29 protein-coding genes are annotated in these 19630 nt (G+C 55.8%); 14 read left to right on the plus strand and 15 right to left on the minus strand.

Going from position 1 to position 19630, the window contains the following annotated elements; genetic code table 11:
• The first annotated feature begins 864 nt into the window (after positions 1–864).
• Positions 865–1083 carry a hypothetical protein gene (locus SIB72_RS00005; RefSeq protein ID WP_413744203.1) on the plus strand — a complete coding sequence of 73 codons (219 nt, stop codon included), beginning with the start codon at positions 865–867 and terminating at the stop codon, positions 1081–1083.
• A 110-nt stretch (positions 1084–1193) separates the two neighbouring features.
• Here the strand turns inward: SIB72_RS00005 and SIB72_RS00010 are convergent, their stop codons facing one another.
• Complete coding sequence (locus SIB72_RS00010; RefSeq protein ID WP_413744204.1) at positions 1194–1436, minus strand: hypothetical protein; 243 nt, start codon at positions 1434–1436, stop codon at positions 1194–1196.
• A 155-nt stretch (positions 1437–1591) separates the two neighbouring features.
• Positions 1592–2728 carry an NAD(P)-binding protein gene (locus SIB72_RS00015; protein WP_413744205.1) on the minus strand — a complete coding sequence of 379 codons (1137 nt, stop codon included), beginning with the start codon at positions 2726–2728 and terminating at the stop codon, positions 1592–1594.
• A 258-nt stretch (positions 2729–2986) separates the two neighbouring features.
• Between SIB72_RS00015 and SIB72_RS00020 the strand changes: the two genes are divergently transcribed.
• From SIB72_RS00020 to SIB72_RS00035, 4 genes are all read left to right on the plus strand, one after another.
• Entirely contained in the window at positions 2987–3202 is a 216-nt protein-coding gene (locus SIB72_RS00020) for a hypothetical protein (RefSeq protein ID WP_413743967.1), read from the plus strand.
• A gap of 249 nt (positions 3203–3451) precedes the next feature.
• Complete coding sequence (locus SIB72_RS00025; RefSeq protein WP_413744206.1) at positions 3452–3838, plus strand: hypothetical protein; 387 nt, start codon at positions 3452–3454, stop codon at positions 3836–3838.
• A 1359-nt stretch (positions 3839–5197) separates the two neighbouring features.
• Positions 5198–5380: a hypothetical protein gene (locus tag SIB72_RS00030; protein ID WP_413744207.1), complete on the plus strand. Its 183-nt coding sequence runs from the start codon at positions 5198–5200 to the stop codon at positions 5378–5380.
• Between the two features lie 215 nt (positions 5381–5595).
• Positions 5596–6006, plus strand: a complete 411-nt coding sequence (locus SIB72_RS00035; RefSeq protein WP_413744208.1) for a hypothetical protein — start codon at positions 5596–5598, stop codon at positions 6004–6006.
• Positions 6007–6299: 293 nt separating this feature from the next.
• Here SIB72_RS00035 and SIB72_RS00040 read toward each other — a convergent pair whose 3' ends face one another.
• The 3 genes from SIB72_RS00040 to SIB72_RS00050 form a co-directional block, all read right to left on the minus strand.
• Entirely contained in the window at positions 6300–6479 is a 180-nt protein-coding gene (locus SIB72_RS00040; protein WP_413744209.1) for a hypothetical protein, read from the minus strand.
• A 321-nt stretch (positions 6480–6800) separates the two neighbouring features.
• A complete protein-coding gene (locus tag SIB72_RS00045) occupies positions 6801–6953 on the minus strand; it encodes a DUF2256 domain-containing protein (protein WP_413744210.1) in 153 nt (50 codons plus the stop codon).
• 475 nt (positions 6954–7428) lie between these two features.
• Positions 7429–8172 (minus strand): hypothetical protein, encoded by a 744-nt coding sequence (locus SIB72_RS00050; RefSeq protein ID WP_413744211.1) that lies wholly within the window; start codon positions 8170–8172, stop codon positions 7429–7431.
• A gap of 684 nt (positions 8173–8856) precedes the next feature.
• Here SIB72_RS00050 and SIB72_RS00055 point away from each other — a divergent pair.
• The 4 genes from SIB72_RS00055 to SIB72_RS00070 all read left to right on the plus strand — a co-directional run bounded on the left by SIB72_RS00055 (position 8857) and on the right by SIB72_RS00070 (position 11024).
• Positions 8857–9036, plus strand: coding sequence for a hypothetical protein (locus SIB72_RS00055; protein WP_115120342.1), 180 nt, complete (start codon positions 8857–8859; stop codon positions 9034–9036).
• Between the two features lie 55 nt (positions 9037–9091).
• The gene (locus SIB72_RS00060; RefSeq protein ID WP_413744212.1) at positions 9092–9583 is read left to right on the plus strand and encodes a hypothetical protein; all 492 of its coding nucleotides are present in this window, start codon (positions 9092–9094) and stop codon (positions 9581–9583) included.
• A 122-nt stretch (positions 9584–9705) separates the two neighbouring features.
• Positions 9706–10476 (plus strand): CsgG/HfaB family protein, encoded by a 771-nt coding sequence (locus SIB72_RS00065; RefSeq protein ID WP_413744213.1) that lies wholly within the window; start codon positions 9706–9708, stop codon positions 10474–10476.
• Positions 10477–10505: 29 nt separating this feature from the next.
• Positions 10506–11024 carry a hypothetical protein gene (locus tag SIB72_RS00070; protein ID WP_137007041.1) on the plus strand — a complete coding sequence of 173 codons (519 nt, stop codon included), beginning with the start codon at positions 10506–10508 and terminating at the stop codon, positions 11022–11024.
• Positions 11025–11071: 47 nt separating this feature from the next.
• Here the strand turns inward: SIB72_RS00070 and SIB72_RS00075 are convergent, their stop codons facing one another.
• From SIB72_RS00075 to SIB72_RS00085, 3 genes are all read right to left on the minus strand, one after another.
• Positions 11072–11350, minus strand: a complete 279-nt coding sequence (locus tag SIB72_RS00075) for a hypothetical protein (protein WP_413744214.1) — start codon at positions 11348–11350, stop codon at positions 11072–11074.
• Between the two features lie 257 nt (positions 11351–11607).
• Positions 11608–11781 carry a Nif11 family protein gene (locus SIB72_RS00080; protein WP_115120352.1) on the minus strand — a complete coding sequence of 58 codons (174 nt, stop codon included), beginning with the start codon at positions 11779–11781 and terminating at the stop codon, positions 11608–11610.
• Between the two features lie 174 nt (positions 11782–11955).
• The gene (locus SIB72_RS00085; protein WP_115120439.1) at positions 11956–12333 is read right to left on the minus strand and encodes a DCC1-like thiol-disulfide oxidoreductase family protein; all 378 of its coding nucleotides are present in this window, start codon (positions 12331–12333) and stop codon (positions 11956–11958) included.
• 107 nt (positions 12334–12440) lie between these two features.
• Here SIB72_RS00085 and SIB72_RS00090 point away from each other — a divergent pair, with 107 nt between their 5' ends.
• Together SIB72_RS00090 and SIB72_RS00095 are read left to right on the plus strand one after the other, a co-directional pair.
• Positions 12441–12854 carry a hypothetical protein gene (locus SIB72_RS00090; RefSeq protein WP_115120355.1) on the plus strand — a complete coding sequence of 138 codons (414 nt, stop codon included), beginning with the start codon at positions 12441–12443 and terminating at the stop codon, positions 12852–12854.
• Positions 12855–13064: 210 nt separating this feature from the next.
• Complete coding sequence (locus SIB72_RS00095; protein ID WP_413744215.1) at positions 13065–13217, plus strand: hypothetical protein; 153 nt, start codon at positions 13065–13067, stop codon at positions 13215–13217.
• 140 nt (positions 13218–13357) lie between these two features.
• Here the strand turns inward: SIB72_RS00095 and SIB72_RS00100 are convergent, their stop codons facing one another.
• A complete protein-coding gene (locus SIB72_RS00100; RefSeq protein ID WP_115120440.1) occupies positions 13358–13543 on the minus strand; it encodes a hypothetical protein in 186 nt (61 codons plus the stop codon).
• A 155-nt stretch (positions 13544–13698) separates the two neighbouring features.
• Here SIB72_RS00100 and SIB72_RS00105 point away from each other — a divergent pair, with 155 nt between their 5' ends.
• The gene (locus SIB72_RS00105) at positions 13699–14967 is read left to right on the plus strand and encodes a glycosyltransferase (protein ID WP_413744216.1); all 1269 of its coding nucleotides are present in this window, start codon (positions 13699–13701) and stop codon (positions 14965–14967) included.
• Positions 14968–14970: 3 nt separating this feature from the next.
• Here SIB72_RS00105 and SIB72_RS00110 read toward each other — a convergent pair whose 3' ends face one another.
• The 3 genes from SIB72_RS00110 to SIB72_RS00120 form a co-directional block, all read right to left on the minus strand.
• Positions 14971–15669: a hypothetical protein gene (locus tag SIB72_RS00110; protein WP_115120359.1), complete on the minus strand. Its 699-nt coding sequence runs from the start codon at positions 15667–15669 to the stop codon at positions 14971–14973.
• 48 nt (positions 15670–15717) lie between these two features.
• Positions 15718–16563 carry an LOG family protein gene (locus SIB72_RS00115; RefSeq protein ID WP_413744217.1) on the minus strand — a complete coding sequence of 282 codons (846 nt, stop codon included), beginning with the start codon at positions 16561–16563 and terminating at the stop codon, positions 15718–15720.
• Positions 16564–16772: 209 nt separating this feature from the next.
• The gene (locus SIB72_RS00120) at positions 16773–17327 is read right to left on the minus strand and encodes a hypothetical protein (protein WP_413744218.1); all 555 of its coding nucleotides are present in this window, start codon (positions 17325–17327) and stop codon (positions 16773–16775) included.
• Positions 17328–17450: 123 nt separating this feature from the next.
• Here SIB72_RS00120 and SIB72_RS00125 point away from each other — a divergent pair, with 123 nt between their 5' ends.
• Complete coding sequence (locus SIB72_RS00125; protein WP_413744219.1) at positions 17451–18149, plus strand: class I SAM-dependent methyltransferase; 699 nt, start codon at positions 17451–17453, stop codon at positions 18147–18149.
• Positions 18150–18233: 84 nt separating this feature from the next.
• On the opposite strand, the gene SIB72_RS00130 is transcribed toward SIB72_RS00125, so the two are convergent.
• Positions 18234–18476 (minus strand): hypothetical protein, encoded by a 243-nt coding sequence (locus SIB72_RS00130; RefSeq protein WP_115120362.1) that lies wholly within the window; start codon positions 18474–18476, stop codon positions 18234–18236.
• Positions 18477–18522: 46 nt separating this feature from the next.
• Entirely contained in the window at positions 18523–18795 is a 273-nt protein-coding gene (locus SIB72_RS00135; protein ID WP_413744220.1) for a hypothetical protein, read from the minus strand.
• 27 nt (positions 18796–18822) lie between these two features.
• Between SIB72_RS00135 and SIB72_RS00140 the strand changes: the two genes are divergently transcribed.
• On the plus strand, positions 18823–19299 hold the full coding sequence (locus SIB72_RS00140) for a hypothetical protein (RefSeq protein ID WP_413744221.1): 477 nt from the start codon (positions 18823–18825) through the stop codon (positions 19297–19299).
• An 8-nt stretch (positions 19300–19307) separates the two neighbouring features.
• Here SIB72_RS00140 and SIB72_RS00145 read toward each other — a convergent pair whose 3' ends face one another.
• Positions 19308–19577: a hypothetical protein gene (locus tag SIB72_RS00145; RefSeq protein ID WP_413744222.1), complete on the minus strand. Its 270-nt coding sequence runs from the start codon at positions 19575–19577 to the stop codon at positions 19308–19310.
• Positions 19578–19630: the final 53 nt, after the last annotated feature.

Genomic DNA, 19630 nt, shown 5'->3' on the forward strand with positions numbered 1-19630 from the left:
AACCTAGGTATAAGTGCCGGAATGGCGTGACCCTAGCTTCACACTTGTTTCCTGTAGAAATCCTGAAACTGCTCAGACGACAACAGAGGCCAGACGACGTTCCAGCCAGGGGTCATGCCCTGCAGCAACACTTTCTCTGCCTGCTTGGCAGCCAAGTGAGCCCGCGCCAACCAACCGGAATGGAGGGGCGAAGCCAGCCAAGCCTCGATCAGCGTCCTGCAAGCCAGGATTGCCGAGCAATCTGCCCTACAGCCAGGCAACGCTGATCGTTGACCAAGACGTTGCAAGCAGGAAACGTGCTGCTTGAGTATTCCTACCCCATCACAGTTTTTGGTATCACAAGCAACGACGATGAAATTTTGGCATCAATACGTTATCAATAGCCGCAATCATTCAATGAGCTTCTCAATCACAACGATTGCTGCAGGCACGGCAATCTACATCTACTTTCTGGCCTTACTCGGTCCGGCACTGCGCTGACCACCACCATCAAGACAAGGGGCAGAGACCCGATCAACCTGGAGCCCAGACCTCCAAGCCAGGGTGAACTGAACTGAATCCAGAACGCATTTTCTGGCTTTCATTCAAGCGAAGTGGAGACCCTTGACACATCAAGGCGCTGAGCGACAGTGCGGCAAAGAGAAACTGGCCAGACTCAAGAAAGCAAGGGCGACAGAATGATGTGCATAAAAAGATATGCTGCAGCACCAATCAAGATGGTCGTAAGCGAAAAGCTCATCAAAACTCCCTTACTCGAATACCTTTTTAGGCGAGATTCGGCAGCCAATAACCAAAAGCACATAAAACTTTGACAGAGCAATAATACTTAGCCCCTGCACTCATGCGGGCGGCTACTGCAAGGCCATGCAATTGGCGGCGATTCAATCACACAAACATCAACAAAACAAAAGCAAAATTCCCGGCAAGACGCTTTTAGCAGCAGTCTGCACAAATATCGGCGAGCAAACAGATGACTCGTCACCATTGACACGCCAAGGGAGAAGACAACCGTTGATCAAAAATAAACGGGCTGGAAAGCACCAGCGAGCTATTGCTATTGCCATCGCCAAGACAGACTCGTGATGCCGCCCGGACATCACACGCCTGCGGCGCACTGCGCTTCAGGCCCCCTGAGCCTGTGAACAACTAGGGCGCCAACAAAAAGATTGAAAGAAATGAACGCCTAGCCTGAACTACTGACTTGGAAGACTGACTCGATACAGCGTATCGGCGGCTGGCTTCCATTGCACAAGATGACGGGAGTCGATCTTATAACTATTGAGGCAATCCCAAATATCATCACCCGGCAAAGTCGTCTTCGACCAATTGTCTCCTTGGCTTTTCATTTTCTTCCTATTACTGTCTTTCCATTCAGTCCACTCCATCTGTGGATAAGCAGAAACATATTGATTGAGGATAACAAGCGTGAAATCCATTGCTCACCTGGTCCAGGAATCAATCAAATCATAACATTACGATGGGCGCATACATCAGGTGATCTGCACATTTTGATGCATCGATGGAGCATTCGCCAATGCTGGCAATCCACTCTGAGATTGTTGTGATCAATCCTTCAGCGATACTGCCTCATTTAGATCAGTTGGGTGGCAAGATCAACCGCACTTTGAAGAGCCCCTTCAGCCATGCCAAAGCCTGGGCCGGCAATCCAATCTCCACAAAAACCAACTGCGCTGGGCTCGCACCATTGAAGGGAGTTGGGTAGGGGGGCATCCAGGGGCTGAGACGCTCCCCAACGCATCACGCCTAAGGATCGGGCCAGGGCAACTGCCTGAGCCAACTCGGGCCAAGGCAGCAACAGCTCAGTCAAAGCTTTCCGTTGGCGTGCTTCTTGCTCCACCAACAAACCAGGCTGGCTAGCTGGCGTAATTGGGGATCCGTCGTCCAAGCCGTGGACGACTAAGCCCAGCCTGTGATCTTGCTGACGATGCAGAACAATCCGTTCGATACCAAATTTTGCTTGAGCTTCTGTTGTCAACCAAATTTGCCGAGGCAGATGATCGGAACAGCGAGGGAATTCGAGCATCAAATTCCAACGTACCGATGCACGCATCTCACTAATTTGCTCGAGTGCAGCATCGAAGCAGGGATCCACATGCAACGGAACTGCCGAACGCAAAGGAACATCGCGCCAACCCAACATCGCCAGGGAACGGGGATGGGCCAAAAGATTTCCAGTGACCACGAGAGAACGTGCCCGACGCTGACCTGAGAGACACCACCATCCGTCTTGCCTGCGCAGGCTGCTGATTCGTTCTCCAAACGCCCCTTGCGTTTTTGAGCCTGCAGCCTTCAGCAAAGCTTCCGGTACAGATGCCATGGTTGGCACACCACGAAAACGTGGGCCCTGAAGCAGTGGATGATCGGGTGGATCGACAATCGAACCCGCCGCACTCAAGCCAACAACAAGACCTCGATCGGGCTGAACAATTCCCTTCTCAATCAGCGGATTCCAGAGTTCAGCAAGAAGACCCTGCGGTGGTTGGCTGAAGCTGAAACAAGGTGCTCCATGATCAAGCCGCCAAAGCGAATCATCACGTCGGCGCCGCGACGCCGCTCGGCCACCCGGACCACGACCTGCCTCTAACAGCAAAATTGTGCCGTCAAAACCGCGTTGTCGAAGCGAAGCAGCAAGACCAGTGCCGGCAAGACCAGCTCCGATCACAGCAAGATCAACGTCTAAGTGCGGTGAATCACGAACAACGGTCATGAAGCGCCAAGGGCCAAGGGGTTCTGTCCAAGCGAATCGTGGGGAACACCATGCCGGTCTGAGACCTTCGGCGATCCACCGCGTGCAGCTCTTCTGAAAATCTAGGACGCCTGAGCTGGGTCAATCGACCGCAAGCCGAGCGTCCGTCGGGCCTGGTTCACCAGGTCTTCACCAGAAATCGTCCTGAACTTGCAAACAAAGCAGCACGGGCTTTCACCAAAGCCCAGTCGATGTTGATGGCATCGACCAAGACGACCCATGCAAGTTCAACTCACCATCAAATCCCTGATCGCATTCACGGCGGGAATGGCCGGAGGATCTGTGCTGATGCTGGGTTCAGCCTTGGCGATGCAGACGATCCTCCTGAACAGCTCCAGCCCGGCCCAAGCCTGCTTAGCCACGATTCCACAAGACGCTGGTGCCGATCAGCACTCGATCCGCCCCTCAGGATTCTGCGGAAGGGTCATCCTCTGAGCAAGCTTCAGCCAAGCCTGACCAAAACCTGAGCTCAGCCAAAAGCCAACACCACGAAGCAAGAAGCATCTCTTGAAGAGCTCAAGGCTGTAGCCAATCGCGTTCGATTGGTTCAGGCTGCCTCGATACAGCAAAGGGCTACGCAAAGACACTCCGAAGCCCCCCTAGCTGATGGAGAGAGTAACGAGCGTGGCCAGAATTGTCTGGGTAGCATCTTCTCACTTCCAGCCAAGTGCGTGCACATCATGCATGGAAGATGCAAGCTCATTGAAAAGAGTTAGGCCTCACGAAGTGACTGTCTGCTTCCCTTTACTCGGCACTCCTTTCGACTGCAAAGAGGAAAGCGAGGCGCACGACGGCTTTCCTTTAATAACCGAGATGAATCAGCCGTTCATTGAAGAATTTGGTATCAATGCAGACGAGCCACCTCAAGACGCCATCAAAACAAGCACCCTGCCAGGGATTGGGGTGGTTCAACGCTTTGAATCCATGAAGAGGAACTGTCAAGCCGTGGATCGCATTCAATCGCATTCAATGGCTAAGCCAAAAGCCGCCTCTCTGGCGCTCTTCTGCAAGGAAGCACGGTTGCTCGCAATGAGCCTGGGATGCCTCACCTTCAGCCGAGCAACGACTTGAAGTCAATTTATTCGCTCTTAGTAAAAATTACTTAGGCACTTCACCCAGCTCAATAGAGCGCTTGACCCGATCAAATATTCGGCATAGCGTTCGTCAAGCCCAGGAGGAATGCCGGTGAGAGATACATTCAAGAATGAACACAATGCCACATCCATCACTGAAAGATGGCAAACAGTGGACGGCTACTTTGAGTGCATTACTGAGTGCGATCTCGAAGATAAAACATGTGTAACAAAGTGCATGATGACCCACCTTCGGCAAGAATCTGATTAAAGGTGTCGTGCTGGTAGCTAAGCATTAGCGTTCTCACTGTCACCAAAGATTTGCCCACGGGGATTGCACTCGACAATCCGGACAGTGCCTTTTGTTGCTGCATTCGGAGAATGCAGCTCTGCGCCAGCGGATCGCACCAATCAACAACTGCAATCAGTGGATTCAGCAGCCAATGTGCGGCGAACCACTGCTTGATTCGCTAAAAATTACTGAACTATTAAGAGCTTGCAGCGCTGGCCTCTTCTATTCCGTCAGCGTAAAAGTGCTTGGCGATTTCCATCTGCTTAGTCAGAACCCTCCAAGAGTCAGGACGATCTGAAGAGCTCCTAAGCCGACCAGAAAGGATCCGCCAAGCAAGATGAAATCTTTACGGGAATTAGCCATTGGGAGAAGGGCTGTGCCCAGAAGCAACGCTCCCAAGAATCTAAAGAGAATCGGTAAAGCCAATATTTAGATGGGTTACAGCTTTGCATTCTTTCACGCGCCCGTAACCCAAGTTCATGAAAAACCTGTTGCAATTGGGCCTTGAGCACTCTGGCTTCACATCTCTTAACCAGAAGAGCGGCTCTGGAACAGCTCTTCGCTTCACAGCGCTGTTCTTGGCTGGTGGGTGAGGGACGATCGGCTACGGGCAAGACTGATCGCCAGGGATAGTCCGTCATTTATTTACTGGCACGGCCTCTTCAAGATGCTCCTGATGCAGCAGTTCCAGGCCACCCTTCACCGTCTTTCGGGGCGTGGCGATCAACAAGAGGGCGATCCTTGCTTGGCATCAGCACAGGATGGCGAAACAGCCTTGGCTACTGGGGGCGCTGAAAAATCCCCATTTGGGGGATGTGGGATATGAGGAGTGAGGTCTGCCCTCAAATCGCCTCTCTGCCAGGCCTCGCCTACATCGCTCCCAAGTTCATGCCTAGAAGGCCAAGAAGGTCTCCTGGAATTGCTACGGGGATCTTGAACCTGGAGGGAAGGGAGAATTGCTCTCTATGAGCAGCAATACAGGCCTAGTAGCGAATTTCCTCTTCATTGCTAGAACTGTTGGTAACACTGGTTTCTATGACCATGAGTGAGTACTGGGCAAACCGCATGACCGTTCCCATTGACCGTGCCAAAGAGTTTGCAGAGCTATCCGCTTGCTATCAAGAAGCTCTCAAAGACCGAGGTGCACTGGATTGCACATACAAGCTCTGGTCTGAAATGACTGCTGCAGAGAAAGCCAAAGTAGCCAAAGGGCTGCCAAGCACAGCAAATAACTGGTATGTGAATTGAAACATGTTGGGATATTCATTGTGGTCGCACTTTTGCGCGTAGATATGGCCTAGGCCTTACAGCTCTGAGGTCTACATTCCTGAATTGAAGCAACGGATTGAGGTTTCACCAAGGAGCCTCATATTTGCCATAAAAATTGAAGAGGTCAAAACCGGTAAGACCTTATGAAAAACATTCTAAGTGCTGCTTTAGCCAGCGCTCTCATGATCCCTCTCATGGCATGCTACGGCTCCCCTCCCGACAAACTCATCTGCAAGTTTGAGCGAGCCGAGAAGGAATGGCGATATTCGTGGGACGAGACAAAATCAACATCCAAAACATTGCCTGCTTGGGATCTGATCATTGAGGCGCTCGACAGCAAAGTCAAGCTGACATACAAGATATTTGGAATGGATACGAATAGTACTGAGGAGTTCAACGCGACTATTGACAATGCCTACATCAAGTTCTTCAGCGAATACAAGGGCAAGTACGGCACAAAAGAACCATATATTCAGGAAACAGAGACAATAAAGGCTGTCATCGACAGGGAAGCCAACAGCTTCACCTGGGACAAACGCTGGGACAGCGACGACAACTCATATAAATACTGGAAAGCAAGCGGTACCTGCAAGCCTCTCCAGTAAAACCAGTTCGAAAGTTCAGGCAATAAAAATCCTCACCAGTGGCAGGACCAAGCACTAATTAGTGCCAGGCATTGGATAACATTTAGGTGTGATCATGCAGTGATCAAAGAAATAAAAAGCCCGCCTTGAGACGAAGGCATTGATTTCGCTGGGCTAAATCCAACCCCGAGGCTTGGAGGCGATTACTCGTTGGGGCCTCTCCTAACCTCTGAGTCGTAAATGGATCCCTCGGTGGTTCATTTTGCTCTCCTGGAAAAAGCGAGGGTCTCGTTGGTTGATGGTGGTCTCACTACTCAGGAGCAGACTCTTCCGGTGTCTGGAAGGCAGGCCACTTGGTCACTGAGCATGGCTTCGATGATCGTGTGCAGGTAGGCAGCTCTCCGCAGATTTTCCATTCCCATAGAGTCCGGGCTTTGCGCATGCATGGCTTCGACAATGGTTTCGAGGGCGGCAAGGTTTTGAAAGCGGTCCATGGTGTTAAGGAGTGAATAACTGAGCCGGGGGTGTGGCCCCCTCGACTCCTTCAAGATCACAGCCCTTGTGGTGATCCCCAGTGCATGGTTGTGGTGGAGACTTAGGCGGGTTCTGGTAAAGGCCGGGTGAATGGCTCAGAATCCAGTCACCACCTGGGCTGACATCGCTGCCAACTTGCCTTCTGCATGGTCTCCCAGGATTCAATCGCGTTGTGTCGCATCAGTGCTGTCGTCAGCTCATTGGAGGCGGTTATGGCGCTATCGATTGGTCTGATCTCTTAGGGCACCAATGACCACCGCAGAGATCAGCCAGCCGCCTAATCAACTAAGCGCTTTGGGGATTTTCTCTCCCTTTCTGCGTCGGCAGCGTTCAGAGCAGTAGCGCACTTCATCCCACACCTTCTTCCACTTGCGCCGCCACTGAAATGGACGCCCACAGACCGGGCAAATCTTTGACGGACGATCGCCCTTCACGCGCTTTACACTACTTAATACTAGTGTAAGAGCATCTTTGCCACGGCGGCATGACCACTCAAGATCTCCTCGTGCTGGCAGTTAGCTTCTGCTCTGCATGCTTTGCTCTCAATATCTACAAGCTGAACCAGCCCGCGAAGTAACCAGCCGCCTCAGGCGAATCGGCTGCTCTCTTCCTTGTGCACTGACAGCACAAGGTGCGGCTCCTTGCTGTGGAAACTCCGGTCATTTAGCCAGTAGATACACTCAGCCCAAAATGTTGCATAACACTATCCGATTGACTGCGATTATGCATCCGTCATCGCGATCTGCATCGCAGGAGGCCTGTTCAACATCGACAAAATGCTTGTCGTTCCTGATCAATCGAATAAAGAGGTCAGTTGGCCACTCAAAAGCCCAGACCTCTTAGAGGCCTGGGCTGAACGAATGTTTAATGACAATCCAAGCTCGACATCCAATTTTCGGGAGTGGTGTATCAGATCCGTACAAAGGTGGAAGTGCTAATGCTCGAGGCTGCTCCCCAACCGCTGCCGACCTGAGTCCGGCGAATCAGGTTGCCCCGTTCAAAATGAAACGCCGGGCGACCATGGCTCACAAACATGGAGGGGGCTTGATCCACGCGGCCGAGATGATTCAGATCGCAACGTCGTAGGTGCGGGTTCCAATTGACGCGGTGCACTTGATTGAAACGCACCTGTAGATGTTCCGGAATGGAGTGCATAGCGAGGCTCTGAATGGTGGCGCGATAGTTCGCCTGGCTTAGACACCGCTGTTTTGCCACTCTGTCCAAAAGCTGACCACCGTTCTGCAACGATTGGCTTAACACCGTGCGGTAGTAAACGCGGCGAATCGGCCCTCCAACCACACGATATTCGCGGATCAGCTGACCACCACCGGGAGAAAATACATAGCGAAAGGAAGAGCCGGGAATGCCCCTCTGCCAATGATTTAAACGCGCCTTAGGCGTGTAAGTACACTGACGACTGAAGGGGCTCCAGGACACTTCCAAAACATTGCCATAACGGACAGTGAGGCGTTTCTGTCCGCCCGGAATGGCAACAACGGCCCCATGTGGCCGCGACACAAGGAAGTGGTGGCCTCTGTAGCACTGAGCGGCTGTAGGACTAAAGGAACTGGAGGCCCCCCGAGGGGGGTAAGAGGCGAAAGCTGCCTGAGGAACCAGGGCAAGGGCCGCCAAAGCAAGGGGGAAAGTCTTCACGAGGCGAAAAAATGACCCAACAAAAATGAATGTATCGACACCTGTTTGACACAATAGTGATGCTAATCACTGCCATCTGTGCGATCACGCATGGGGATTACGCGCCATGCCGAGCACCATCAGATTGAAGAGCACTGCGCTTATTTTCATTACTTGCTTACACGTTTTTGCCACTTTACTAGCCAAGCGAGGCATCAGTGTGAATAGTTATTATTGACATTTGCCAGCAACAAGCGACTAAAAACGGTAGCAATAGCTGCCAATTATGTAGTGACTAGGCACCATGGCCAATGTTCGACCAACTTCTATCTTGTCGAACGTTCTGCCATCTGGTGAGAGGTGGTTCTTCTGTTTCGTTGAAAGCAATACCCCTGCTGGATCAGAAAGCCCCGCAGCTCGAATGCCATTTTTTCAAAAGAGTGGTTTCTCAATGCCGGCAACATGTCTATATTCCATCACTGCTCTGAACGTCCGCCTGATCGCCCCATTGTTTCCCAGAAATGGGCGGAGTTTTGTGGGGATCTGCCGCACATAGATCAGCCATCCCCGTCCATCCGTCTTTAAATACTTAAGACGCGCGCTCCGCCTGGGCATTCCGGGTTTTCAAGACACGCGTTAGGACAAAGATCAGGACACACACCCAGTGTTTGCAGCGCATCCCAGCCATTCCAAGGTGATTAAGCCGTGACGCATGATCTGCGCTGGACTCTGCTCGCATGGAGCGTCTGCGCGGTGGCAGCCGCCTTCAAATTCGCACGCCTAGCGCGACAGATGCGAGGCAGCCTGAGTCCAAACCCAGAGCGAGACAGCAGCAAGGCGGTACGGGCTCGCCTGGAACGAATTTGGCAGAAGGATCTCCCCTAACCCAGCCAACCCCAGACCCCTTATTCAGCTCCGCGTCTTTGACTGCGACCCAAGCATGAAATCCTCTCCAAGCCGGCTCCGACTCGCTCTTGTGATCGCCGTGCTGCTGGGCTCTGCACTCCCCGCCGCCGCAGATCCAAAACGGCAAATGGTGCGCGATGTGATCCAGTGCACACGCGTGCAGCAACGTTTCATCTTGGCGAGGGACCTCGGTTTTGAGACTGGCCTCAACAGCTCGATCAATGCGGACGCGATTCCCGACGGACTGAAGCAACAGATGCTGGAGGCCTATCACCAAGTGGCTGACGCGGTGTTCTCGTGGGACAAGGTGGAGCCCAAATATGAGCAGCTTTATGGCCGCCACTACACCGAGAACGAGCTGAAGACTGTGCTGGATCTCTGCCAGGACAATCGCTACCAAATGGCGATCAAAAAGGACTTGGAGATGCTGCCTGGAGCGCTCAAGATCGGCGAAGAGTTTGCTCCGGAACTCCAAGCCAAATTGCTGGATGCGATGACCCGGCTAATGAAGACCATGCGCCCATGACCAGCCCAGCCCATGCCAATGAGGATGGGGTAGGGATTGGGATAGGGATAAAGAATCCACAAACCAGGCGTGCACAGGTAATCAGTCCCCCCTATCAGTGGAGCAAGACTGATCGCCTCCTCATGGATCGCCTTCCCCTGCAAGCCGTTGCCATTGCTGGTCTCATACCACTGGCTCTAGGCGTACCCAGCAGTGTTCAGGCCCAAGTGCAAGGTGTAGCACCAAGCCAGCCCGTGACCGTGGCCGTCAAAGAGATCACCAATAACGCCTCCGGTGTCTGGTGGTGGAGTCCACGGGTGTCGAAACAGCTCACCGACATGCTCTCCAATGAACTGAAGAGCACCGGCAACTTCACGCTGGTGGAGCGACAAAGCGTCAAACAAGTGCTGAGTGAGCAAGAGCTGGCCGAGCTGGGCATCACCCGCAAGAGCACAGCACCGAAACGGGGAATGATGACTGGCGCGAAGTACTACGTGCTCGGCAGCGTCAGCGACTATCAGCAGGGAATGGAGACCAAAAGCGGCGGCGGTGGCTTCAACATCATGGGATTCGGCCAGCGCAAGTCGTCCAGTCAGAGCAAGGCCTACGTCGCCCTCGACATCAGGGTGGTCGACACCACTACCGGTGAAATCGCATACTCACGCACGATCGAGGGCAAAGCCACGTCGTCGTCCAACTCCACCTCCTCTAGCGGCGGAATGTACGGACTCTCCTTCAGCGATTCCCAGTCATCGTCCAAGAAGGTTCCCGCCTCCAAAGCCGTTCGGGCCGCCATGATCGAGGTAAGTGAGTATCTCAACTGCGTTTTGTACCTGCGCAACAGCTGCATCGCGGACTACGACCGCAAGGAACAGAACAGACGCGAGGCCACCAAAGACGTGCTCGAGTTCTGATGCAGGGCCCCAGCCAATCTGCAGCCAGGGTGGCAAGCGCGTGTTTGCTGCTCTTGCCACTGCTGGCGGAGCCTGCCTTTGGCGCTACTAGAGCTCGAGCCTCAACGGCAGCCAATGACACTGCGGTGATCGCGTCAGCGCCTGGTGCCACCAGCCGGGACGCCCTCAATGCTTTCCTGCGCCAGCTGGATCGGGCTGAAGAGCTGTATCGCGCCCTGATGTTTGAGGAAGCGGATCGCATCAGCGAACTCACGGTGATGCGGATCAACGCCTTCCTCGAAAGCCATCGCCACCTCAGCGGAGTGGATGAGGTCGAAGCGGTGCTCCAGGCCCGCACCGCACAGCTTCGGGAGTTGCGCTCGCTCCTGGAGCATGACCGGGCGCTGGAAGAACAACGGTCCGCGGAGCGCTACGACCGTCTGAAAGCAGAACGGGAGCGGCGGCGGCAGGCCTATCAACTGGCGCTGGAACAGCGCCGAGCAGCGGAAGCACGCGCCGCCCGCTGGTGGCCGATCTGGTTCGGCCGTCCGCTGATCCTGAGGTACTGAACGCTCGAGAAGGAGCCGTTCGCAGGTGGGAACACAACCTGATGCTCTTACCACCAGCGCAGCTGATTGCGCAGGCGCTGGTGCCAGGGAGTGGCATTGCGAAGCGGCTCGCCTCGTTCAGTCGCGGGGCCCTGCCCCGACTCCATGCTCTCCAGCTCACGGCGCAGCTGACGCAACACTGGCAGCAACAGCAAGCCGGCAAACAGCCCTACCAAGAGCAGAACAGGCAGCAGTGAAACCAGCCAAATGGTCATCACCAGGCCCGCCAAAGCACTGGCCAAATGCTGCAGCCAACGCGGCCGCTGCCGGCCCGGCAGCTGCTTCATGGCTTCAGAGCTCGAAGACCGTGCCCAGCAGACCTGCTGGATGGGCGAACTGCTCCACACCCTGCCGTTCAAGCTGAATCAGCATGACGACATGGGCCATAAAGCGAAACGCTGAGAGCAGCGCCAAGCCAATACAGAGGGGGCAATGTGTGATTCCCATGCAAAAAGCATCCCTTCTTCCTTGTCTAGGGGCCTCTCACCGTTCTATTTCTTGATCTTCAGCCGGAGCGGAGCAACCGCTCCGGCTGAGCCCTGATTCACTGATGATCCCGCTGCCAACGGGTGAGATTCGCTGGGGAGAACTTATGGCCATGGCGCTGGCCAACCTTGGCCACACAGGTGTTGTCCTTGCCGCATTGCTCCACTTCGCGGCGAATGGAATCATTGCTCTGCGCTTTGGACAAAAACGTCTGCAGTTGCTTCATCGACATGGGTGAAACCTCGCGATGGGTTAAACCACCGTTAAACAAGCCAGGCAAGACCTACGACGAGCCCATTGCTTTTCTTCCAATCTGGATGGTGAGCAGGACCCCTGTTTGAGCAGGCTCGGGGTTTCGAGAAAAGGCCCTCACGGCCCCACTGCACTGCCTGAAGCTTGGCCAGGGCTACAAGGCATCGGGATCGGGCCTTAGGCCCTGGATCAGAAGAGCCAGGCGCCGGGCCAACAGCAATGCCGGATAAGCGAAGGCAGCACGCTCACGATCATGGAAGACAGCCTGGAGAAGCTTCAACAGCGGATCACTCGGCTTCATCCGCCGGGAGATCTCTGCGATCGCCGCACTACCGTGCCAGGCCTGCTCGCCTTCGAGCAACACAGCTCCGTCAGCCAGATTGAGGCCGCGTTCGCTCAAGCGACGCCGCAGATCATTCTCCTGGCGGCCATCAATGATGTGCAAGTCAGGAATGCCTGCCTTGAGCTCGCTGCGCAGGGCGAACTGACGGCAGAAAGGGCAGGAACCGTCAAACACGAGGGTGAGCGCCATCAGAGCTGCAGATTCAGGCACCTCACGAATACAGGACACCTGAATCTGAATCAAGCTCGCCTGAAACGAAGCGAAAGGGGCAGCATGGCAACAGCCACAAGCATCCAGTGCCGTTCTTTCTGGTTCAGCAACTACTCAGCCTGCTGCTGGTGCTACTGATCATGCCCCTGCCCACAGCAGCCTTGAACGAACCATCCCTGATGCCCTCCGACATGGCAATACAAGTCTGGGAGTGCGATGGAGATCCCCTGAGCGTCCGCACGACGCCAGGAGCCGTTGACCTACGGGGTCTAACCACAGAGGTGCCCAACATCGAGGCAGGCACCGCCCCAGGGGATGGGGTGCTGATCACCTGGCGTGGAGAAACACTGCAGCTACCCCGAACGAATAATGCAGGCACCCCCAGCTATACGGATGGACGTTGGTGGTGGCGTGCTGAAGACCCCGCAACGCCTGAATGGAAGGAACGTCGCGGCAGCATCATTAGCTACGCCTGTAGACCCCTTGATCCAACACCGTGAACCCAACCGGCCAAACAACCTGCAGGGATTGAGCGATCCAATCAGGCTGAAAGCCGCTCAAAGCTGGGCTGAGTTTGGACTGCCCGGCGGATCGCATCCTCAAGACGACGGCATTCAAGACATCGGCAGGGCTCTTCATCCTGGGAATGATGAAAGCGAATCGGGGGGCGACTGGCGGGCATCAACACGTCGTTAAGATCTCCTGCTGTTATGACGCTGAAATGGGAGAGCGCCCAACCCAAGGCTGGCCAGGTGCAACAGACCGTGATCGAACCTGTTCACCTTCGTCGTCACCAGCGCATTCGCCGACGTGATCGATGCCTGAGAGATTTGATCATCCGTCTCGGCTTGGCGATCACCTGATCCAACTCAGCCAGGTTGAGAGCCCATAGCAGCACAGACAGCAACAGAATCACTGCCGCGATCCACACGTAGAACCAGACCATCAAACTGATGTCGCTGCCCACGACCTAGCACCGATCCGGCGATGCAAGCCTGAGTGATCAGGCGGCGTTGTATTGCATCTCGACTTCAGGCGCGACCTCAAGATCAGAGAAGCGCTCCCCCTCCTCAATCGCGTAGAGCTTGTACAAGGCCATCGCCGCTTCGTTCCAACGCTCCTCCTCAATGGCCTCCAGCATCTGCTGGAAACACATCACATTGACCACTTCAAGATCGAGCTGGTGCATCAGATCCCAATCACCTGGGCGCAACCTATCCAGAGAAGCCAGCGAAGCCAGCGGGGAAAGTCGAACAATCCTGGAAGATCCAGTGCGATCAAGACCAAGCAAGGAGCAACCCACCGTCCGAGCCCCCCAGACTCAGGTCCGGCGGCAGTCTGACGATGGCGACATGGAACCTGGACCCGATCACCCTGACCAGCCTGCTTCTGATTGCTCTTGGGCTAATCGCCGATGTTGGCCTTCTGATCGTGCTGGTCAGCCTGCAACGGGTGTTTTCGACCGCCCCAACCCTGGCGGCCGCACCAACAGCCAAGGATTCCCATCCTCTGGCGCCTGGACTCACAGTGGTAATCCCGGTCTACAACGAAGCCCGCAACATCGAGCGATGTCTCAGCAGTGTGCTGCGCTCCGATCAACCTGCCCGCGAGTGGCAGGTGATCGTGGTCGACGATGACTCCAGTGACGCCACTGCCAGCCTCGCCGAGGCCACGGCCCACGCCTACTGTTCTCGTGGAGCTTCGGTTGCGGTGATAGCAGCCGGCCCCAGACCAGAGGGAGAGCATTGGGTCGGGAAGAATTGGGCCTGCAGCCGCGCCATGGAGCAGGTGACGAGCGACTGGGTGCTCTTCATCGACGCCGATGTGAGTCTGCATCCCCAGACCCTGCGCCGGGCGATGGATCAAGCCATCCGAGAGGAGGCCGATCTGTTCAGCCTCGCTCCGCGACTGGTGTGCAGCTGCCTAGCGGAGTGGATGGTGCAACCGATCATGGCCAGCCTGCTCGGCCTCGGCTTCCCGATCCGTGAAGCCAACGACCCAAGCTCGGAGGTGGCCTTCGCAGCAGGCCCATTCATGCTCTTTCGTCGCCACAGCTATGAAGCAATCGGTGGCCACCGCGGCCTAGCCGGAGAGGTGGTGGAAGATCTCGCCCTGGCGCGCAAAATCAAATGCAGTGGCAAACGGCTGCGCTACTGCCTCGGGCTCGATGCAGTCGATCTGCAGATGTATCCCGATTTCCCCTCCCTCTGGGAAGGCTGGAGCAAGAACTGGTTTCTTGGCCTCGACCGCAATGTGATCAAGGCCCTGGGAGCCGGTGCGGTGGTGGTGCTGATGTTCACGACCCCCTGGGCACTGATCGCTCTTGCAGGAATGATGCCAGTGGTTGCGCTACCAACATCTCCGCAGCTTGTGCTCGAGGAGGTGGTGATAGCCACGGGGTTGGTGGGGATCAGCCTTCAGCTGAGCATCCGCCTCTGGACCCGACAGCAGTTCGGCGTGCCCATCACCTACTGGTGGCTGATGGGTGTGGGAGGGCTCATCGTGGGCGCGATCGCACCAACCTCCGTTTGGCGCAGTCTCACCGGCAGGGGTTGGACCTGGAAAGGCCGCTCACTGGCGCCCGTCGCAATCGCATCGGATTCAGAGATCTGATCCTCAGCGCATCTGATCAAGGATCCTGCTCTTGATCTCGACGATATCCATCTCCTGGTCAGGGAGGCGATAGCCAATGAAATCCCAAATTGGCACGTTGATCATGCGCGCGAGGTCGCCGGCATCCCAACGGATCTCCTGCTGGTTGCCGTGGTCGATCAGATGGATGCGTTGGCCATTTCGCAGCACCAAGTTCAGCTCGTAGCTCCAATAGTGGCGCTGACGGGTATGAACCTCTTCATCCAGTAGCTGAATGCTGTAGACCTCTTGAAACGGAATCGCGCGGCAGACCAAACCCCGCAGCAGTTCCACCCGGCCGAGCCAGGCCAATTGCTGCGGTCCGAGGCGCACCTCGCCAACGTTCCCGTCAATCACAACGGGGCGATTGGTCAGATACAAGGAAACCGAACAGGCCAGCGCGATCTGCACCAGCATCGGCCACAATTGCTGCGTCGCATGGTCATGCCCCTGAAGACCGATGACGAGGGCATGGATCATGGCCACGAGCCCTGCCACCTGCACCAGCGTCTGCCAGTGGCGTTGGAGTGTCGGCCGAAAACTCAGCACTCCAGGAGCAATCGGCCGGAGACGGTGCAACGTCTGGCGATAGCCACCGGGGGCGAGTGGTGTCCAGCCAGTCTGGATGGCCACCGGGTCATCGAAGCAACCGGGATCGAGGACCGGATAACGCTTGCGGCCCATGGGCCAAGGGAGTCGCCATTGCATTGAGCCCCCCCTTTGCCTCAACGATCAGGCTGCCATGGAAGAGGAGGTTGGAGCGGACGCATCACAAGCGTCTGCATCGAACGCCTGAATCAAATTCCAAGCCTCCTGTGCCGTCTCGGCGAACTGGAAAAGATTCCGATGCTCATCACGAATCAGCCCGCATTCAGCCAGGTAGTCAAAGTCGATCAGTCGACTCCAGAACTCTTTGCCAAAGAGGATCACAGGCATCGGACTTTTGATCGCCGTCTGACGCAGCGTGAGCACCTCAAACAGTTCATCCAGTGTTCCGAATCCACCTGGAAACAACACTGCCGCCGCTGAGCGCATCACGAAGTGAAACTTGCGCAGGGCAAAGTAATTGAACTGGAAACATAGTTCCGGGGTGATATATGGATTCGGCTCAGGCTCCCCGGGAAGCTTGATACTCAGACCGATCGAACGACCACCGGCATCGAAAGCACCGCGATTCGCCGCCTCCATGATGCCGGGGCCACCACCGGTCACCACCACATGGGAATGCAGTCCCTTCTGCTGATCTTGAGCGACTAGCCGGGTGAACTCCCGTGCCGCTTCGTAATAGCGCGAGAAGCCGAGTTGGGTGCGACTACGCCTGAGCTGATCCTGCAGGCTGCGATTGAGCGGATCATCGGCAGCGGCAGCTTCTGACTGCGCAAGGTTCTTCTGAGCAACAGAGCGCTCAACAACATTCACGCCACCAAAGATGATGATCGTTGAGTCAACAGCTTCAGCATCAAGAACCTGTTGGGTTTTCGTAATCTCCAGCAGCATGCGAACCCCCCGCATGTCCTCACTCTCAAGCAGCGACTCATCAGCATGAGCGAGGCGATAACTCGACGAACGAAGAATCATTGCAAGATTGTGATCAACAAGAGCTGAGTCCTCACTTCTCCAACCAACACCTGCCTCTCCGTAACCAAGAGACTCTTTGCCAGGAAACTGATCTGACATCTTGCTCATTTCACACAAACCAATCTCAACAGATCTCGATGAGATTTCTCATCTCCGTGGAGATTCTTCACGAATACGCAGCCGTTGAAACACGCTTCAAAGACTGCTGATTAGCATAATTTGCGCAGACGCTGATACACGCACAACTGGCTTCCTTGCGTGAGCCTGCTCGCTTCAAGAGATCGCCATGGCACGATCCAGTGGGCAGGATCCACCCCCGCTAGAGCCTGGGCGGCATCGGGATTACGCAGATGAATCACCCTGCGCTCACTCAGGTTGAGACGATTCCGAAGCCATGGAGTGAAGAGCACCTCCTCCAACAGCTGCTGATAAGAACCATCAGCAATCGCTTGCTTGAACCCCACCTCGATGGCCGTAGCCAGAGCAGGGTTGGCACGACTGACATAAAAGAAGCCAGCGAAGGGATAGGTAATCAGGAGATGGTGATCGAGCTGGGTGTCTTTGGCGTGGCGCCGCACCACGACCGATTCTCTCTCGAGTTCAGCGATCCCCCTCGGGAACAACTGAACGCGCTGATTGTCGACCAAGCGGAGTCGACCATGAAGCGACGTGGTGTAAGTGCGTAGGCCTGCAGCATCAAAGATCTCCACATCGCTCCAACCCAGACCCTGAATCTGCTGGAACCCGCCCGTTAGCGGGATCATCACAGGCAGCAGGCGGCAGGCAGCAGGCGGCGATTCAGCGCGGCGCCTTCTCCATACGCTGCCACCTTGACAGCAGAGGCTGTCTCTCGCCAGAAAGAGTGATCAAAGCCACGGCGTCGAACAATGCCCAACCTCGACTTCGACGGCGACTACGGACGGACCTACTGCACCAGTATCCGTGACTCAGTGCCTGGCTACGACGTACTGCACGAGATCGCTACAGCCGCTGTCCATTGCGTGGCGACTCCCGTCAGACGGGTTCTGGTGGTAGGCCCTGGACCCGGCGACGAGCTTTTACCACTGCTCAGTGCCTTTGCTGAAGCTGAGGTGGTGGTGGTGGAGCCTAGTGGCCAAATGCTGGAGGCATGCAAACACAAAATCGCCTCACTGCCTGGAGTCGAGCGCTGTCGCTTCCTGCAGGCGAGCCTGACGGAAGCTCGCTCCGGGGAGCTTGATGGTGCCCACTTCGATCTGGTGCTCTGCCACAACGTGCTTCATCTGATGGCCGCTGCAGAGCAAACAGCCATGCTGCGTGAGCTGGCCGATGTCACCACTTGCGGAGGCACACTGCTACTAAGCGGCTACAGCGAGCCGGAAGCGCCAACCGATTACCAGCAAATGCTGGCGGTGGCGAGCCAACGGCTCGTGGATCGCGGCATGTCAAAAGACACCGTCGCCGCCTTACTGGCCACGCGCAACCGCTTGGTGTTCTCCGTGGATGACAAACGCGTGCGCACGGTTCTAACCCAGGAGGGACTGGACACACCTGTCGTGCTTTATCAGGGGTTGTTCGCCCACCTCTGGCTCTGCCAGCGCCCCTGACCCTCAGGTCTGGCAGGTTGGGGGAATCCCAGACTTGCCAAACCCAAGCCTGCAGGTCTTGCGACAGTCCAGCACTCCGACCAATCAGGAGTGCTGCGAACGAAAGCCCTTCAACTTATCGAGATCTTTCGACTGATCAAGTTTGAAGTCGGTGAGGATCAACGCCTTGCCGATCGTATTGATCGCATCTTCCATCCGCTGCAATCGCTCAGCACCTTCAGTCGACGCTCTTGCAGCCCGGATCAAATCAGGCGTCAAGGCTTGGGCGGCTTGCTCCATCGCAATTGCAATCTCACTGACCTGCGCGAGCGCCTCGTCCTTACCCATCGGCCATCAATGCTGGTAGCCACAGTCTGCCTGCAGCTGCTGCCGCTCAACGCATTCCCGTCTCCCCGAAGGTGACCTCCAGAATCGCGGCATTGAGCAGCACTTGCATGCGCTGCAAATCAGCCTGCTCCATCGGATCACCTCCTGGCCAACGGTCGAGGCGGAACGTCACCGCATCCAAGAGCAGGCGTAAACCACCTGCATTCAGAGAGAATTCCACCGTTGGCTCGGAAGCATCCGGTCGAGCATCACGGTCTCCGTCCTCCATCAGCAAGCAAAACGCTGCTTGCAGTGTGGCTAGGGTGAAAGCAAGCGGCATCAGGTTGCAACGCCCCGCTGCACCAACTTGAGGGAAGGCTCAGGCACCATGCAAGACGACGGCATTGCTTCCAGGCCACGCCGACTGGCTCACCATGTCTTCACGACGCTTGCCATGACAGCCATTGCCATACCAGCACTCAGTGCCAATTGGCAGCCGCCGCAGGAACCAACGCAATGGCTGAGCGTTCGCCAAAGCCTTCAGAGCGCAGGCACGATCGCCGTCGCACCGTGGATCTTCTTCGGCTCCCTCGACCGCGAGAGCACACAAGCCGCTGAATACCTAAGCAATCTCAGAGCAGAGGATGGCCTGGTGGAATTCGATGGGCTCCTGCTACTGAAACGATCCAGTGCATCGCCATGGAGTGTGCGCCCTCTCACCATGCGCGCCATCTGTAGTGAAGGGCGACTGGAACGCCAACAGAGCGATGGCAGTTGGGAGGACTACTCAGGCCGTCCAGGCACCCGTGAGAAGGTGGATTGGATCTGTCAACAGCCCCACTAAGGCCCTACCTAGGGCTCCGGTCGCTCCTGATCTTGATCAGCGCCGGTCGATTCCTCCCCAGACTTCTTGATCAACTCAGCCAGGATGTTGAGTTTCGCATTCTCAGACTCTGAGGCTCGAGCAGCCAACCATGCACGAGCCGATTTCTGTTGATCAAGCTGTTTCAGCAAGGCAAGCGCCGCCTCGCGCAACTCGTCGATGTCCTGACATTCACGAATCCATCGCGACAACCGCTCACTTTCAAACGACTGTTCCAAACCTTGTTGAATTGGTTCCATCAACTTGATCCAGGCGATCGGAAGCTAGTCGGGCTGCGATGTGATCCACCTTC

Origin of the sequence: Synechococcus sp. MIT S9451 (assembly GCF_047304725.1) — a bacterium.
In the GTDB taxonomy this organism is placed as follows: domain Bacteria; phylum Cyanobacteriota; class Cyanobacteriia; order PCC-6307; family Cyanobiaceae; genus Synechococcus_C.